The organism is Pseudomonas sp. GD04058 (assembly GCF_029836855.1).
Taxonomy (GTDB): Bacteria; Pseudomonadota; Gammaproteobacteria; order Pseudomonadales; family Pseudomonadaceae; genus Aquipseudomonas; species Aquipseudomonas bharatica.
On record NZ_JAOECN010000015.1, the window covers coordinates 62,229 to 78,990 of the forward strand.

Annotated in this window: 14 protein-coding genes and 1 other RNA gene; 8 read left to right on the top strand and 7 right to left on the bottom strand. The window is 62.1% G+C overall.

The window, feature by feature from the left end:
* Positions 1 to 152: 152 nt before the first annotated feature.
* The 4 genes from dapB to grpE form a co-directional block, all read right to left on the bottom strand.
* Positions 153 to 956 carry a 4-hydroxy-tetrahydrodipicolinate reductase gene (gene dapB / locus N7650_RS14610; protein WP_009404286.1) on the bottom strand — a complete coding sequence of 268 codons (804 nt, stop codon included), beginning with the start codon at positions 954 to 956 and terminating at the stop codon, positions 153 to 155.
* Positions 957 to 968: 12 nt separating this feature from the next.
* The gene (dnaJ, locus tag N7650_RS14615) at positions 969 to 2,093 is read right to left on the bottom strand and encodes a molecular chaperone DnaJ (protein ID WP_009404285.1); all 1,125 of its coding nucleotides are present in this window, start codon (positions 2,091 to 2,093) and stop codon (positions 969 to 971) included.
* Positions 2,094 to 2,285: 192 nt separating this feature from the next.
* Complete coding sequence (dnaK, locus tag N7650_RS14620; RefSeq protein WP_009404284.1) at positions 2,286 to 4,205, bottom strand: molecular chaperone DnaK; 1,920 nt, start codon at positions 4,203 to 4,205, stop codon at positions 2,286 to 2,288.
* 102 nt (positions 4,206 to 4,307) lie between these two features.
* Positions 4,308 to 4,874: a nucleotide exchange factor GrpE gene (gene grpE / locus N7650_RS14625; protein ID WP_009404283.1), complete on the bottom strand. Its 567-nt coding sequence runs from the start codon at positions 4,872 to 4,874 to the stop codon at positions 4,308 to 4,310.
* Between the two features lie 228 nt (positions 4,875 to 5,102).
* On the opposite strand from grpE, the gene recN reads away from it, so the two are divergent.
* Positions 5,103 to 6,776: a DNA repair protein RecN gene (recN, locus tag N7650_RS14630; protein WP_009404282.1), complete on the top strand. Its 1,674-nt coding sequence runs from the start codon at positions 5,103 to 5,105 to the stop codon at positions 6,774 to 6,776.
* Between the two features lie 71 nt (positions 6,777 to 6,847).
* Here the strand turns inward: recN and fur are convergent, their stop codons facing one another.
* Entirely contained in the window at positions 6,848 to 7,252 is a 405-nt protein-coding gene (fur, locus tag N7650_RS14635; RefSeq protein WP_009404281.1) for a ferric iron uptake transcriptional regulator, read from the bottom strand.
* Between the two features lie 97 nt (positions 7,253 to 7,349).
* On the opposite strand from fur, the gene N7650_RS14640 reads away from it, so the two are divergent.
* Positions 7,350 to 7,874, top strand: coding sequence for an outer membrane protein assembly factor BamE (locus N7650_RS14640; protein WP_009404280.1), 525 nt, complete (start codon positions 7,350 to 7,352; stop codon positions 7,872 to 7,874).
* Between the two features lie 60 nt (positions 7,875 to 7,934).
* Here N7650_RS14640 and N7650_RS14645 read toward each other — a convergent pair whose 3' ends face one another.
* Positions 7,935 to 8,369, bottom strand: a complete 435-nt coding sequence (locus N7650_RS14645) for a type II toxin-antitoxin system RatA family toxin (RefSeq protein WP_009404279.1) — start codon at positions 8,367 to 8,369, stop codon at positions 7,935 to 7,937.
* 124 nt (positions 8,370 to 8,493) lie between these two features.
* On the opposite strand from N7650_RS14645, the gene smpB reads away from it, so the two are divergent.
* A complete protein-coding gene (gene smpB / locus N7650_RS14650) occupies positions 8,494 to 8,976 on the top strand; it encodes an SsrA-binding protein SmpB (RefSeq protein WP_279898810.1) in 483 nt (160 codons plus the stop codon).
* 68 nt (positions 8,977 to 9,044) lie between these two features.
* Here smpB and N7650_RS14655 read toward each other — a convergent pair whose 3' ends face one another.
* Positions 9,045 to 9,812: a GntR family transcriptional regulator gene (locus tag N7650_RS14655; RefSeq protein ID WP_279898811.1), complete on the bottom strand. Its 768-nt coding sequence runs from the start codon at positions 9,810 to 9,812 to the stop codon at positions 9,045 to 9,047.
* Between the two features lie 255 nt (positions 9,813 to 10,067).
* On the opposite strand from N7650_RS14655, the gene N7650_RS14660 reads away from it, so the two are divergent.
* The 5 genes from N7650_RS14660 to ssrA all read left to right on the top strand — a co-directional run bounded on the left by N7650_RS14660 (position 10,068) and on the right by ssrA (position 16,723).
* Positions 10,068 to 11,732 (top strand): lactate permease LctP family transporter, encoded by a 1,665-nt coding sequence (locus tag N7650_RS14660; protein ID WP_009404276.1) that lies wholly within the window; start codon positions 10,068 to 10,070, stop codon positions 11,730 to 11,732.
* Between the two features lie 71 nt (positions 11,733 to 11,803).
* A complete protein-coding gene (lldD, locus tag N7650_RS14665; RefSeq protein ID WP_064303358.1) occupies positions 11,804 to 12,949 on the top strand; it encodes an FMN-dependent L-lactate dehydrogenase LldD in 1,146 nt (381 codons plus the stop codon).
* Between the two features lie 77 nt (positions 12,950 to 13,026).
* Complete coding sequence (locus N7650_RS14670) at positions 13,027 to 15,837, top strand: FAD-binding and (Fe-S)-binding domain-containing protein (protein ID WP_279898813.1); 2,811 nt, start codon at positions 13,027 to 13,029, stop codon at positions 15,835 to 15,837.
* Between the two features lie 123 nt (positions 15,838 to 15,960).
* A complete protein-coding gene (locus tag N7650_RS14675) occupies positions 15,961 to 16,239 on the top strand; it encodes a hypothetical protein (RefSeq protein WP_009394338.1) in 279 nt (92 codons plus the stop codon).
* 92 nt (positions 16,240 to 16,331) lie between these two features.
* Positions 16,332 to 16,723, top strand: a transfer-messenger RNA (tmRNA) gene (gene ssrA, locus N7650_RS14680).
* The last annotated feature ends 39 nt before the right edge of the window (positions 16,724 to 16,762 follow it).

Below are 16,762 nucleotides of genomic sequence, written 5' to 3' on the forward strand. Positions count from 1 at the left end.
ACACACTAAAGCTGTAGCTTACAGAAAAACGCTTTTTGGGTCTACCACTGATGTGTCTGAAAGACGCAGGAATGCGACAGGGCGCATCGGAGAAGGCCGCAGAAGTGCCCGCTCATGGAGACCCGGGCACTTCTGGGTAACGCAGCACAGAATCAATGCAGGTCGAGCACGTCCTGCATATCGTACAGGCCCGGCTCGCGACCATCGAGCCACATGGCCGCACGAACCGCACCCTTGGCGAAGGTCATACGACTGGAAGCCTTGTGGGTGATCTCCACGCGCTCGCCCTCGGCGGCGAACAGCACGGTGTGGTCACCGACCACATCACCGGCACGCACAGTGGCGAAACCGATGGTCTGGCGATCACGTGCGCCGGTCTGGCCCTCGCGACCGTAGACCGCCACCTCCTTCAGATCGCGCCCCAGCGCCTGGGCCACCACTTCGCCCATGCGCAGTGCGGTACCGGACGGCGCATCGACCTTGTGACGATGGTGGGCCTCGATGATCTCGATATCCACTTCATCGGCCAGCACACGGGCAGCGGTGTCGAGCAGCTTCAGGCAGAGGTTGACCCCGACGCTGAAGTTGGCGGCGAAGACGATCGGAATCTCCTTGCCCGCCTCGACCAGCAACTGTTTCTCCTCGGCACTGAAGCCCGTAGTGCCGATTACCATGGCCTTCCCCGCCTTGCGGCAGAACGCCAGGTTCTTCAGGGTCACCGACGGGTGGGTGAAGTCGATCAACACATCGAACTCTTCCACCACCTTGGCCAGGTCGTCCGAGATCGGCACGCCGATCCGGCCCAGCGCCGCCAGCTCGCCGGCATCGGCACCCACCAGCGTGCTGTCGGGACGATCCACCGCCGCCGTCAGACCAGCGCCCTGGACGTGCTGGATCGCCTCGACCAGGGTCTTGCCCATGCGCCCAGCCGCGCCCATTACCGCAATACGTCGCATGCGTTTTTCCTTTTACAGATCGCCGAAGAAGCGTTTCACACCCTCGAACCAGCCACTGGCCTTGGGCGAATGGGAACTGTCGCCTTCCAGGGAAGCACGCAGCTCTTCGAGCAGCTCGCGCTGGCGACGGCTCAGGTTGACCGGCGTCTCGACCGCCACACGGCACATCAGGTCACCGGCACCGCCACCACGCACCGGCGCCACACCCTTGCCGCGCAAGCGGAACTGCTTGCCGGTCTGGGTACCTTCCGGAATCTTCAGCTTGACCCGACCATCGAGGGTCGGCACTTCCAGCTCGCCACCCAATGCCGCATCGGTGTAGCTGATCGGTACTTCGCAGTACAGATGCTTGCCGTCACGCTGGAAGATCGGGTGCTCGCGCACATTGATCACCACGTACAGGTCGCCGGTCGGGCCACCCTGGGTGCCCGCCTCGCCTTCGCCGGAGAGGCGAATGCGGTCGCCGGTATCGACACCGGCCGGCACCTTGACCGACAGGGTCTTGTACTCTTCGATGCGCCCCTCGCCGTGGCAGGAGTCGCATGGATCGGTGATGATCTTGCCCTGCCCCTGGCAACGCGGGCAGGTCTGCTGCACCGAGAAGAAGCCTTGCTGCATGCGCACCTGGCCGATGCCGCCGCAGGTCGGGCAGGTCGCTGGCGAAGAGCCTTTCTTCGCGCCCGAGCCGTCGCACGGCTTGCAGTTGACCAGTGTCGGCACACGGATATTGACCGTGGTACCACGCACCGCCTCTTCGAGGTTCAGCTCCAGGGTGTAGCGCAGGTCGCTGCCACGCTGGGCGCCGCCGCGGGAACCGCCACGACCGCCACCGAAGAAATCGCTGAACACATCGCCGAAGATGTCGGAGAAATTGGCGCCGCCAAAACCGGCACCGCCGCCACCCATGCTCGGGTCGACGCCGGCGTGGCCGTACTGGTCGTACGCGGCACGCTTGCTGGTATCGGAGAGCACTTCATAGGCCTCGTTGGCCTCCTTGAACAGCTCTTCGGACTCTTTGCTATCGGGATTACGGTCCGGGTGGTGCTTCATCGCCAGGCGACGGTAGGCCTTTTTCAAATCAGCCTCGCTCGCGCCCCGCTCGACTCCCAGAACCTCGTAATAGTCACGCTTTGCCATGGTTCTTTGCACTCTTGAGGACGTTCGGCAAACCTCTGCGCGTCAGCGCTGTGCCGTCAGCATCGGCATCGCTACCGGTGCTGGAGAAAATTCGGGTGTTCCAGACACGCCAACGCGGGAGCAAGCCCCCGCGCGGCGACATCCTACCAGTCAACGTCAAACATCAGTCAACCGGCCGACAACCAGCAGCAATTACTTGTTGTCTTTGACTTCTTCGAACTCGGCGTCAACGACGTCGTCGTGCTTGGCGTCGTCAGCCTGCTGGGCCTGAGCACCCGCTTCCGGCTTCTCGCCCTGCTCGGCGTACATCTTCTGGGCAACCGGCGCGGAGACTTTCGACAGCTCTTCGATCTTCGCTTCGATGGCAGCCTTGTCGTCGCCCTTGACGGCGGCTTCCAGGGCAACCACAGCAGCTTCGATCGCGGTCTTCTCTTCGGCGGTTACCTTGTCACCAGCGTCAGCGACCATCTTGCGGGTCGAGTGGACCAGCGCGTCACCCTGGTTGCGGGCGGCGGCCAGCTCTTCGAACTTACGGTCTTCCTCGGCGTTGACTTCAGCGTCGCGAACCATCTGCTGGATCTCTTCCTCGGACAGGCCGGAGTTGGCCTTGATCACGATGGACTGCTGCTTGCCGGTGGCCTTGTCCTTCGCACCTACGTGCAGGATGCCGTTGGCGTCGATGTCGAAGGTAACCTCGATCTGCGGAACGCCACGTGGAGCAGGTGGAATCTCGGCCAGGTCGAACTTGCCCAGGGACTTGTTCTGCGCGGCTTGCTTGCGCTCGCCTTGCAGGACGTGAATGGTCACTGCGCTCTGGTTGTCGTCGGCGGTCGAGAACACCTGCGACTTCTTGGTCGGGATGGTGGTGTTCTTCTCGATCAGCGCGGTCATCACGCCACCCATGGTTTCGATACCCAGGGTCAGCGGGCTGACGTCGAGCAGCAGGACGTCCTTGACGTCACCGGCCAGAACGGCGCCCTGGATGGCCGCACCCATGGCAACGGCTTCGTCAGGGTTGACGTCCTTGCGCGCTTCCTTGCCGAAGAACTCGCCAACGGTTTTCTGTACCAGCGGCATGCGGGTCTGGCCACCGACCAGGATCACGTCGTCGATCTTGCTGACGTCGATGCCGGCGTCCTTCATGGCGATGCGGCATGGCTCGATGGTGCGCTGAACCAGGTCTTCGACCAGCGACTCCAGCTTGGCGCGGGAGATCTTCACGTTCAGGTGTTTCGGACCAGTAGCGTCGGCAGTGATGTACGGCAGGTTGACGTCGGTCTGCTGGCTGGAAGACAGCTCGATCTTGGCCTTCTCGGCAGCTTCTTTCAGACGCTGCATGGCCAGAGGATCACCCTTCAGGTTCATACCGGTTTCTTTCTTGAATTCCTCGACGAGGTAGTCGATCAGACGGATGTCGAAGTCTTCACCACCGAGGAAGGTGTCACCGTTGGTTGCCAGCACTTCGAACTGGTGCTCGCCATCGACTTCGGCGATTTCGATCACCGAAACGTCGAAGGTACCGCCACCCAGGTCATAGACGATCACGGTGTGGTCACCCTTGGCCTTGTCCATGCCGTAGGCCAGTGCGGCAGCGGTCGGTTCGTTGATGATGCGCTTGACGTCCAGACCGGCGATACGGCCGGCGTCCTTGGTTGCCTGGCGCTGGCTGTCGTTGAAGTACGCAGGTACGGTGATGACCGCTTCGGTCACTGCCTCGCCGAGGTAGTCTTCGGCGGTTTTCTTCATTTTCTTCAGGACTTCGGCGCTGATTTGCGGCGGAGCCATTTTCTGGCCGTTGACTTCGACCCAGGCGTCATTGTTGTCCGCCTTGACGATCTTGTACGGAACCATCTGGATGTCTTTCTGCACGACGTCTTCTTCGAAGCGACGGCCGATCAGACGCTTTACTGCGTACAGGGTGTTGTGCGGGTTGGTGACGGCCTGGCGCTTGGCCGACTGGCCAACCAGGATCTCGCCATCGTTGGCGTAAGCGATGATCGACGGCGTGGTGCGAGCGCCTTCGGCGTTCTCGATCACCTTGACGTTGCCGTTTTCCAGAATGGAGACGCAGGAGTTGGTGGTCCCCAGGTCGATACCGATGATTTTGCCCATGTTAACTCTCCCGAAACTTTGGATTTGGTTGCCGCAGCGGTGGTTGCCAACTGCGGTAGCACTTAAACGCTTGACACCTAGATGGGGGCCATCCGGCTAATTTCAAGCCTTCTCGTCGATGGAAGGCGAAACCGCTGCCGGAGCCTTGCTGACCACGACCATGGCCGGACGCAACAGACGTCCGTTGAGCTGATAACCCTTCTGGAACACCTTGAGCACGCTGTTCGGCTCGACGTCGGCGCTTTCCTGCATGGCCATCGCCTGGTGCTGCTCGGCATTGAAGGGTTCGCCGTGCGGATCGATGGCTTCGAGGTTGTAGCGCTTGAGGGTGTCTTCGAACATCTTGAGGGTCAGCTCGATGCCTTCGCGCATCGGACGGATGCTTTCGTCGTCCGCGCTGGACAGCTCCAGGCCGCGCTCCAGGCTGTCGATGACCGGAAGAAGATCGCCAGCGAACTTCTCCAGGGCGAATTTGTGGGCCTTTTCCACGTCCTGCTCGGCACGGCGGCGGACGTTCTGCAGGTCGGCGGCGGTGCGCAGGGCCTGGTCCTGGGCTGCGGCAACCTGCTCCTCGAGCAGCTGCACGCGCGCAACCAGATCCTCGGAACCCGCCTCGGCGGCTTTGTCTGCGTTTGGATTCAGTTCGTCCAGCTTCTGCTCATCAGCCATGAAATATCTCCTCTCAATGTGGTCGGCGAGCTCGACTCGCGCATCTGCCGGCCTATATGGGGTCGCAAAAAGCAGCTTCAAGGGCGATTGAACATCAATGTGCGGGGCACATAACTGTCCGCGATCAAAAGCCGGCCGGCACAAGCGAATGGTGCTAAGGAAGGGCATTGTCAGAAATTTAAAAAACACTGTATAAATAACCAGACATTGACTCTGGGAGCCGCCCGCATGCTGGTGCACCTGTCCATCCACAACTACGCCATCGTCGAACACCTTGACCTCGAACTCGCCCGCGGCATGAGCGTCATCACCGGCGAAACCGGGGCCGGCAAGTCGATCATGCTCGACGCCCTGGGCCTGACCCTGGGTGATCGCGCCGACAGCGGCGTGGTGCGCCCGGGCGCGGACAAGGCCGACATCCTCGCCACCTTCGACCTGGACGACATTCCCGAAGCCCGCTCCTGGCTGGCCGAACGCGACCTGGACAACGACGGCCCCTGCATCCTGCGTCGCGTGGTCACCGCCGAAGGCCGCAGCCGCGGCTACATCAACGGCACCCCATGCCCCCTCGGCGACCTCAAGGCGCTGGGCGAACTGTTGATCGATATCCACAGCCAGCACGAGCACCAGTCGTTGCTGAAGACCGACACCCACCGCCGCCTGCTCGACGAGTACGCCGGCGCCACCGACCTGGCACGCCAGGTCCAGCTGGCTGCACAACGCTGGCGGCAGACCCACACCGAACTGGAACGCCTGCGCAATTCCGGCGATGAACAGCGCGCCCGCCACCAGTTGCTCAGCTACCAGCTGGAAGAACTGGACAACCTGGGCCTTGGCGAAAACGAACTGGAGCAACTGGAGCAGGAGCACAAGAACCTGACCAACGCCGAAGCCCTGTTCGGCATCTGCCGCCAGGTGATCGACCATTGCAGCGAGAGCGACTCAGGCAATGTGCTGAGCGCCCTGACAGCCAGCCTCAATCGCCTGACCGCCGTGCAGAATGCTCCTCGCGCACTGGGCGAAGCCGTCAACCTGATCGCCAGCGCGCAGATCCAGGTAGAAGAAGCCGTTGGCGAACTCAACCGCTTTCTCGACAACTTCGATGCCGACCCGATGCGCCTGCAACAACTGGAAGAGCGCCTCGATGCTCTCTACACCCTTGCGCGCAAGCACCGCGTCCACCCTACCGCGTTGCTCGACCTGCAGCAGCGCCTGGGCGAGGAGCTGGAAAGCCTGAATGCCAACGACGAATCGATCGAACGCCTTGAAGAGGAACTCAAGGCGTACACCCGCCACTATCATGAAAAGGCCGGCGAACTGAGCAGCCTGCGCCAGCGCGCATCAACCCAGCTGGCGTCGGCAGTGGAACAGGAGATCCAGCGCCTGGGCATGCCGGGCGGTCGCTTCCGCATCGAACTTCGACCTGGCAACGGCGAAGACCTTCACCCCCACGGGCTGGAACAGGTGGAACTGCTGGTCAGTGCCAACCCCGGACAGCCACTCAAGGGGCTGGCAAAAGTTGCCTCCGGCGGTGAGTTGTCGCGTATCAGCCTGGCGATCCAGGTAATCACCGCGCAGACCTCGCGAATCCCGACCCTGGTCTTCGACGAAGTGGACGTGGGCATCGGCGGCCCCACTGCAGAAATCGTTGGCCAGTTGCTGCGTCGCCTGGGCGAGCGTGGCCAGGTCCTGACCGTCACCCACCTGCCGCAGGTAGCTGCGCAAGGCCACCACCACCTGTTCGTGCACAAGGTGCGCAACAGCGATGCCACGCACACGGCCGTTACCAGCCTGGGCAAACGCGAGCGGGTCGAGGAAGTGGCACGCATGCTCGGCGGCATCGACCTGACCAAGGAATCACTGGCCCACGCCAGGAAGATGGTGGTGACCAGCAAGAGCTGATCCGGAAAACCTGAAATAAAGAAGGCGACCCGTGGGTCGCCTTCTTTATTGATGCAAACAAGCACGAACGCTTACTTCTTCTTGCGCACGTACAACACCAGGTTGTGATCGACCAGTTCGTAACCGTGCTCGGCAACGATTTCCTTCTGGCGCTTCTCGATTTCAGCATCGAAGAATTCGACCACCTCACCGGAGTCCACGTTGACCATATGGTCGTGATGGCCGCCATCGGCCAATTCGAATACCGCGTGACCGCCGTCGAAGTTGTGACGTACGACCAGGCCGGCAGCCTCGAACTGGGTCAGGACACGATAAACCGTGGCCAGGCCGACATCTTCCCCCGCCTCCATCAACGCCTTGTAGACGTCTTCAGCGCTCATGTGGCGCTGCTCGGTAGAGTCGAGCATCTGTAGGATCTTGACTCGAGGCAGGGTCACCTTGAGACCGGCTTTGCGCAGTTCGCTATTTTCAACCATGGTCAGCTTTCTCGCCGATGCTGCTTCGCAGCTTCTCTGAATACGGGTATGATCGGGGTTTACGTTGTCCAGCCAAGATAGTGGAAGTCGCCCACCGATGCAAAACACCAAGCTCTTGCTAACCAGCCTCACCCTCGTGGGACTGCTCGCACTCGCCGGTTGCTCGTTTCCCGGGGTTTACAAAATCGACATCCAGCAGGGCAATGTCGTAACGCAGGACATGATAGACCAATTGCGCCCCGGAATGACCCGTCGCCAAGTACGGTTTATCATGGGCAACCCGCTGATCCAGGACACCTTCCACACCAATCGCTGGGATTACCTGTACAGCCTGCAACCTGGAGGCGGTGAGCGCCAACAGGAACGCATCAGCGTCTTCTTCAATGAGAACGACCAGCTGGCCAGCCTCTCCGGCGACTTCATGCCCGGCAAGAGCCGCGACCAGGAAATTCTTGGTAACGAAAGCAGCACGACTGTCAGCCAGCCAGGCCAGCAACAGGCCGAGCCGGCAACACCGGAAAAACCTGCCCGCCCGGGCTCGCTGGAAGAGAAGATCCAGCGCGACGTCGACACCATCGAAGTCATGCCGGTGCCGGCGCCGCCGCCACTGCAAACCGAGTAATCAAGGCGAGCACAAAAAAGCCCGAACAGATGTTCGGGCTTTTTTTTGAGCTGTGGCCTGTCAACCGTAGAGCTGCTTGGCCCGCTGGCAGAACGCATCGACCAGGGTATTCGCCGCCTGGTTGAACAGCGGCCCCAATGTCGCCTTGACCAAGGCTCCGGAATACTCGAACGACAGGTCCAGGCTGATCTTGCAGGCCTTCTCGCCCAAGGGCTTGAACACCCAAAGGCCATGCAACTGGCTGAACGGCCCCTCTTCCAGATTCATCTCGATGGATTGCCCCGGCACCAGTACATTGCGCGTTACAAAGTGCTGGCTGAGCCCGCCCTTCGCGACCTCGACCCTGGCCCGCATGGCGGTCTCGCTCTGCTCCAGCACGGTGGAACCGGAACACCAGGGCAGGAACTCGTGGTAGCGATCCACATCGTTGACCAGATCGTAGAGCGCCTGAGCGGGGTAAGGCAGCAAGGCCGACCGTTGTATATGGGTAGTCATCCAGGCGTCATTTCCAAACGTGAACAAAAAGGATGCGGGGCATTGTCCGGGATTCACCGCGCCGCCTCAAGCTCGCCACTTCCCCGTAGCCGACGACGCAGGGACTCCCTATAATGCCGCCCCTATGGCCAAACAAAAGAAACATCCGACAGGGACCATCGCGCAGAACAAGAAAGCGCGACACGATTACTTCATCGAACACAAGTTCGAGGCCGGACTGGTCCTGTCCGGTTGGGAAGTAAAAAGCCTGCGTGCCGGCAAGGCGCACCTCGTGGACAGCTATGTACTGCTCAAGGACGGTGAAGCCTGGCTGATGGGCAGTCATATCACCCCGCTGACCACCGCCAGCACCCACGTCATCGCCGACCCGACCCGTACCCGCAAGCTGCTGCTCAACCGCCGCGAACTCGAGCGCCTGTACGTGGGCGTGCAGCAGAAAGGCTACACCTGCGTCGCGCTGTCCTTGTACTGGAGCAAGCACCTGATCAAGTGCGAAATTGCCCTGGGCAAGGGCAAGAAGGAATACGACAAGCGCGACACCGAGCGCGAGCGCGATTCCAATCGCGAGCTGCAGCGTGTGGTGCGTAACAAGGGGCGGGAAGACTAGTTCTTTCTGTGCCCTTGATGGCGTCATCGCTGCGGTGCGGCGATGACGCCATCAGCAACAACACAAAGTCAGCGCCCCTTGCGCCGCTCCGCCCGCGCCACCCGCTGCACTTCCTGCCGCGCCTCCTCCAGCACTTCCTGTACATACAGGATGTGTCGACTCGACACTTCCCTTGCATCCTGCGCTCGCCCTTCGACGATCGCCAGGTACAGGTCCCGGTGCTGGCTGATCAGCATGTCCCGGGTCTCCGAACGCTGCTGGTACATGCCGCCGATATTGGTCACCACGTTGCGCTTGAGCAGGTCGAACAAGCCGCGGATGGTGTGCAGCAATACCGCGTTGTGACTGGCCTCGGCAATCGCCAGGTGAAAGCGCGCGTCGGCGGCGCCTTCTTCGGCCCGGGTCACTTCATCATTGCGGTTGTAGCAATCCTGCAAGGCATCGAACGCTGCGTTGAGCCGCTCGCGATCCACATCGGTCGCACGCATCGCCGCGTAATAAGCGCATGAAGCTTCCAGGGTGTGGCGAAACTCCAGCAAGTCCCGCTGGGCCTCCGGGTTGCTTTCGAGCAACTGCAGCAACGGATCGCTGAAGGTCGTACCCAACGACTCCGCCACGTAGTTTCCGCCGCCCTGGCGGCTGACCAGCATGCCCTTGGCCACCAGCTTCTGGATCGCCTCGCGCAACGACGGGCGGGAAACGCCGAACTGCTCGGCCAGCACCCGCTCGGCCGGCAGACGCTCGCCAGCGGTGAGGGTGCCCTCAAGAATCATTCCCTCCAGCCGCTCGACGATATCGTCGGACAAACGGCGCTGGCGGACCTGGTCGAAAACCATCACGTGCTCTCCACAATCCCCGATTCAGTTCGGGGGCGCTTATTCTGGCCTATCCCGCCCATCTCCACACCCATCAGTTGGCAAGTTTACTTACCACTCAGCCAACCCTTTCGTCGGCCCTGCGACCAAAGTTTCACGAGGACAAATTGACACACCCACAGAGAGGCTTTTAACCTAGCGCCTCGCCATTGTAAATTGGTATTACCAATTAACCAATGCCAGCGCCTTACCAAAAACAATTAGGGGCCACCCCATATGCAAACCTGGCAACAACTCTATAGTCCGCTTGGTAGTCTCGGCCTGTCCGCCCTGGCGGCAGTCATCCCGATCGTGTTCTTTTTCCTGGCGCTGGCCGTGTTCCGACTCAAGGGACACATCGCTGGCAGCATCACCCTGGCCCTGTCGATCCTGGTAGCGATCTTCGCCTTCCAGATGCCTGCCGACATGGCGTTCGCCGCTGCCGGCTACGGTTTTGCCTACGGCCTGTGGCCCATCGCCTGGATCATCGTCGCCGCGGTGTTCCTCTACAAACTGACGGTCAAAAGCGGCCAGTTCGAAGTGATCCGCAGCTCCGTGCTGTCGATTACCGATGACCAGCGCTTGCAGGTCCTGCTGATCGGCTTCTGCTTCGGCGCCTTCCTCGAAGGCGCTGCCGGTTTCGGCGCACCTGTCGCCATTACTGCCGCCCTGCTCGTCGGCCTCGGTTTCAACCCGCTGTACGCCGCCGGCCTGTGTCTGATCGCCAATACCGCGCCCGTGGCCTTCGGTGCCCTGGGCATCCCGATCATCGTGGCCGGCCAGGTCACCGGCATCGACGCCTTCCACATCGGCGCTATGACCGGTCGCCAGTTGCCGCTGCTGTCGCTGTTCGTGCCGTTCTGGCTGGTCTTCATGATGGACGGCCTCAAGGGCGTGAAGGAAACCTGGCCTGCCGCGCTGGTCGCCGGCCTGAGCTTCGCCGTCACCCAGTACTTCACCTCGAACTTCATCGGCCCGGAACTGCCCGACATCACCTCGGCCCTGGCCTCGCTGATCGCCCTGACCCTGTTCCTCAAGGTCTGGCAGCCGAAGAACTCCTTCACCACCGCTACCGCCAGCGTCGGCGCCGCCGTGGTCAAGGGCGGCAGCCAGCCGACCCCGTACAGCTTCGGCGAAATCTTCAAGGCGTGGTCGCCGTTCCTGATCCTAACCGTGCTGGTCACCATCTGGACCCTGAAGCCGTTCAAGGCCGCCTTCGCCTCCGGCGGCTCGATGTACAACTGGGTGTTCAACTTCGCCATCCCGCACCTGGATCAACTGGTGATCAAGACCGCACCGATCGTTGCCAACCCGACGGCGATCCCGGCAGTCTTCAAGCTGGACCCGATCTCTGCCACCGGCACCGCGATCTTCCTGTCTGCGCTGATCTCGATGATCGTCCTGAAGATCAACCTCAAAACCGGCCTGACCACGTTGAAGGAAACCTTCTACGAGCTGCGCTGGCCGATCCTGTCCATCGGTATGGTGCTGGCCTTCGCCTTCGTCACCAACTACTCGGGCATGTCCTCGACCATGGCCCTGGTCCTGGCCGGCACGGGCGCCGCGTTCCCGTTCTTCTCGCCGTTCCTCGGCTGGCTGGGCGTGTTCCTGACCGGCTCGGATACGTCGTCCAATGCCCTGTTCAGCTCGCTGCAGGCCACCACCGCACACCAGATCGGCGTCAACGACACCCTGCTGGTCGCGGCCAACACCAGCGGCGGCGTAACCGGCAAGATGATTTCGCCACAGTCCATCGCCGTGGCCTGCGCCGCCACCGGCCTGGTCGGCAAGGAATCGGACCTGTTCCGCTTCACCCTCAAGCACAGCCTGTTCTTCGCCACCATCGTCGGCCTGATCACCCTGATCCAGGCGTATTGGCTGACCGGCATGCTGGTTCACTAAAGTGACAGGGGCCGGGCGCGCTTCCGACGCGCCCGGCAGTTGCCTTCTCACACAGATAGCTGCGAGATCCCATGATCATTTCTGCCTCCACCGACTACCGCGCTGCGGCCCAGCGCAAGCTGCCGCCGTTCCTGTTCCATTACGCCGACGGTGGCGCCTACGCCGAACACACCCTGCGGCACAACGTCGAGGATCTGGCGAGCATTGCCTTGCGCCAGCGCGTTCTGAAAAACATGTCCGAACTGAGCCTGCAGACCAGGCTCTTCGACGAAACCCTGAATATGCCCGTGGTCCTCGCCCCGGTCGGCCTGACCGGCATGTATGCCCGTCGTGGTGAAGTCCAGGCGGCACGCGCGGCGGCTTCGAAAGGCATTCCCTTCACCATGTCCACGGTGTCGGTGTGCCCGATCGAGGAAGTCGCCCCGGCCATCGACCGGCCAATGTGGTTCCAGCTTTATGTCCTGAAAGACCGCGGCTTCATGCGCAATGCGCTGGAGCGAGCCAAAGCCGCCGGGGTCAAGACCCTCGTGTTCACTGTCGACATGCCGGTTCCCGGCGCCCGCTATCGCGACGCCCATTCCGGCATGAGCGGGGCGAACGCACCGCTGCGTCGTGTATGGCAAGCCATGACCCATCCGCAATGGGCCCTGGATGTCGGCCTGCTGGGCCGCCCGCACGATCTGGGCAACATTTCCAAGTACCGCGGCAACCCTACTGGCCTGGCCGACTACATCGGCTGGCTCGGTGCCAACTTCGACCCGTCCATTTCCTGGAAAGACCTGGAATGGATCCGCGAGTTCTGGGACGGCCCGATGATCATCAAGGGCATCCTCGATGCAGACGACGCCCGTGACGCAGTGAAATTCGGCGCCGACGGCATCGTCGTTTCCAACCACGGCGGTCGCCAGCTCGATGGCGTACTCTCCAGCGCCCGGGCCCTGCCGGCCATTGCCGACGCGGTAAAAGGCGATATCAGGATCCTTGCCGACTCGGGCATCCGCAGCGGCCTGGACGTGGTACGCATGATCGCCCTCGGCGCCGATACCGTGATGATCGGCCGCGCCTTCCTCTACGCCCTGGCCACCCACGGCGAGGCTGGCGTGCGTAATTTGCTGGAACTGTTCGAGAAGGAAATGCGCGTGGCGATGGTCCTGACCGGCGCCAAGTCGATCAGCGAGATCACCCGCGATTCCTTGGTCCGCGAACTGGGCGCCTGAGCGCGCCCGCCCTTTATACCGCCTGATTGACCGGAGCACGCGGCGCGCCAGACGCCGTGGCTCCGCGAGGAGTTTGCATGAGCCTGCCCGCCGCGTTCCTTCGCGATGCCGAGCGCCTGATTCCCGCCGACCGTCGCTTCGACGACCCGACCTCGACCCTGGCTTTCGGCACCGATGCCAGCTTCTACCGGCTGATTCCCAAGCTGGTGGTACGGGTCGAATCCGAAGACGAAGTGGTCGGCCTGATCCATCTGGCCCAGCGCGACCGCGTTCCGGTGACCTTCCGTGCCGCCGGAACCAGCCTGTCGGGCCAGGCCATCAGCGACTCGGTGCTGATCGTGCTCGGCGATAACTGGAACGGCCGTGAAATCCGCGGCCAGGGCGAACAGATCCGCCTCCAGCCGGGGGTCATCGGTGCCCAGGCCAACGCCTGGCTCGCACCGTTCGGGCGCAAGATCGGCCCCGACCCGGCGTCGATCAATGCCTGCAAGATCGGCGGCATCGTTGCCAACAACGCCAGCGGCATGTGCTGCGGTACTGCGCAGAACACCTATCACACCCTCGCCGGCCTGCGCCTGGTGTTGGCCGATGGTACCCGGCTGGACAGTGAAGACCCGGCAAGCGTGGCCGCCTTCGAAAGCAGCCACGCCGGGCTGCTCGACGAACTGGCCCGGCTTGGTCGCGAAACCCGCGCCAATACCGCACTGGCCGAGCGTATCCGGCACAAGTACCGGCTCAAGAACACCACTGGCCTGTCGCTGAATGCACTGGTGGACTACGACCAGCCACTCGACATCCTGCAACACCTGCTGGTCGGCTCCGAAGGCACCCTCGGTTTTATCAGCGCGGTGACCTACGACACCGTACCCGACCACCCGCACAAGGCCTCGGCGCTGATCGTCTTCCCGACCGTGGAGAGCTGCTGCCGCGCCGTCACCGTGCTCAAGCAGCAACCGGTATCCGCCGTGGAACTGCTCGATCGGCGCAGCATGCGCTCGGTGCAGGACAAGCCGGGCATGCCGGAATGGGTGAAAGGCCTGTCGGAAAATGCCTGCGCCCTGCTCATCGAATCCCGCGCGGCCAGTCAGACGCTGCTGCATGAGCAGTTGGCGCAGATCATGGTTTCGATCGCCGATTTCCCGCTGGAGCAGAAGGTCGATTTCAGCGAAGACCCGGCGGTGTACAACCTGCTGTGGAAAATTCGCAAGGACACCTTCCCTGCCGTCGGCGCAGTGCGCCAGACCGGGACTACAGTCATCATCGAAGACGTCACCTTCCCCGTCGAGCAACTGGCCGAAGGTGTGAACCGCCTGATCCTGCTGTTCGACAAGCATGGCTACGACGAGGCGATCATTTTCGGCCACGCACTGGAAGGCAACCTGCACTTCGTCTTCACCCAGGGCTTCAACAACGCGACGGAGGTCGCCCGCTACCAGGCCTTCATGGATGACGTGGCGCACTTGGTCGCCGTGGAGTTCGGCGGCTCGCTCAAGGCCGAGCACGGCACAGGGCGCAACATGGCCCCCTTCGTCGAACTGGAATGGGGCCGCGATGCCTATGAGCTGATGTGGAAGCTCAAGCACCTGCTCGACCCCAACGGCATCCTCAACCCGGACGTGATCCTCAGTGAAGATCCGGACATCCATCTGAAGCATCTGAAGCCGCTGCCGGCCGCCGACGAGATTGTCGACAAGTGCATCGAGTGCGGTTTCTGCGAGCCGGTCTGCCCCTCCAAAGGGCTGACCCTGAGCCCGCGCCAGCGCATCGTCATGTGGCGGGATATCCAGGCGAAGAAGCGCGCCGGCGAAGACACCTCGGCACTGGAGCGCGACTACCGCTACCAGGGCATCGACACCTGCGCGGCGACGGGGCTGTGTGCCCAGCGCTGCCCGGTCGGGATCAACACCGGTGAATTGGTGAAGAAGCTGCGTGGAAAAGCTGCACATCACGGCAAGACCGCAGACTGGCTGGTGGAGAATTTCCATACGGCGCTCAGCGGCGCCCGCCTGACGCTACGTATCGCCGACGGCGCCCGGCGCTTGCTCGGTGCACCGCGCCTTGCCCGGATCAGTCATTCGTTGAGCAAAGCGAGCAAGGGTCGCCTGCCGCAATGGACGCCGGCCATGCCGCAACCGCTCAAGTCGCCCCGGGTCGGCCTTGCCGGCACCGATGCACGGCCACGGGTCGTCTATCTGGCCGCCTGCGTCTCGCGGGTGATGGGCCCGGCAGCGGGAGACAAGGAACAGACCTCGCTGTTGGACAAGACCCGTCGCCTGCTGGAAAAGGCCGGTTACCAGGTGGTCTTCCCGGAGAACCAGGACAGCCTCTGCTGCGGCCAGCCCTTCGCATCCAAGGGTTATGCCGAACAGGCCGAGCACAAGCGCCAGGAACTGCTGGGCGCCCTGCTCCATGCCAGCCGCGGCGGCCTCGATCCGATCTACTGCGACACCAGCCCGTGCACCCTGCGCCTGGTGGAGGACCTGGCCGAAACCCGCCTGGACCTGTACGACCCGGTGCGCTTCATCCGCACCCACCTGCTCGACAAGCTCGAGTTCACACCGCAGGACGCGCCGGTGGCGGTGCATGTCACCTGCAGCACCCAACACCTCGGTGAAAGCCAGGCGCTGATCGACCTGGCGCGCCTGTGCAGCAAGCAGGTGGTGATCCCGGAAGGTATCCATTGCTGCGGGTTCGCCGGCGACAAGGGCTTCACCACCCCGGAACTCAACGCCCACTCGCTGCGCAGCCTGAAGGACGCGGTGCAGTATTGCGAGGAAGGCATTTCCACCAGTCGCACCTGCGAGATCGGTCTGTCGAGTCATTCAGGCATCGACTACCACGGCCTGGTCTACCTGGTGGACCGGGTGACCCGCCCGCGCACCATCTGACCGTTTCCGGCCGGTTGGCAAAACAAGCCAACCGGTCGTGACATTCCCGTGAACTCCTTCAAGGGCGGCGCAGTCCACCCATCAGGCCCATTTCCCGAGGCCTTCCCAGCCAAGGAGATTCACATGAAGCGTACTGCGATTACCGGACTGTTCATGACCGCCGCACTGCTTGCCTCCCCTGTGTTCGCGGCGGATGACCTGTGCACTGCCAACCTGCAGAAGATCGACGATCAACTGACCAGTCTTGGCGCCACATCCGAAGAGCTGGTCAAATCGGTCAAGGAACAGGCCGACGACGCACGCGCCGCGAAAACCGCCGGCAACGACAAGGACTGCATCGCCCTTACCACCAAGGCCCTGCAGGACCTGCAGAACACCACCAAGGGTGGCGGCAGCGAGTGAGCCTGCGCATCCGGGCGATGGTATACGTCGCCCGGATGGCGTATACTCCGCCTTACGCGCTTGAGAAAGCGCTCGCTTAGAGCAGTAAAAATGGGGCCGATTAGGATTCGACGCCGGTGATGAAACTCTAGGTGCATGCCGAGTTGGTAACAGAACTCGTAAATCCACTGTTGCAACTTTCTATAGTTGCCAATGACGAAACCTTCGAGGGTTACGCTCTCGCTGCGTAAGCAGCCGAGCCCGCCCTTCTGGTAGCTTCGGCTCCAGCAATCATCAGGGGATGCCTGTAAACCCGAAATGATTGTCATACAGAACAGGATCGCCGTGCAGTACGTTGTGGACGAAGCGGCTAAAACTTACACAACTCGTCCAAAGCACCCTGCCCGTCGGGCGGCTGCGGATTAACTCAATAGACACGGCTAAGCATGTAGTACCGACAGCGGAGTACTGGCGGACGGGGGTTCAAATCCCCCCGGTTCCACCAAACAAGCTAGACAAATCAAGCACTTAGCGGATGCCGCAA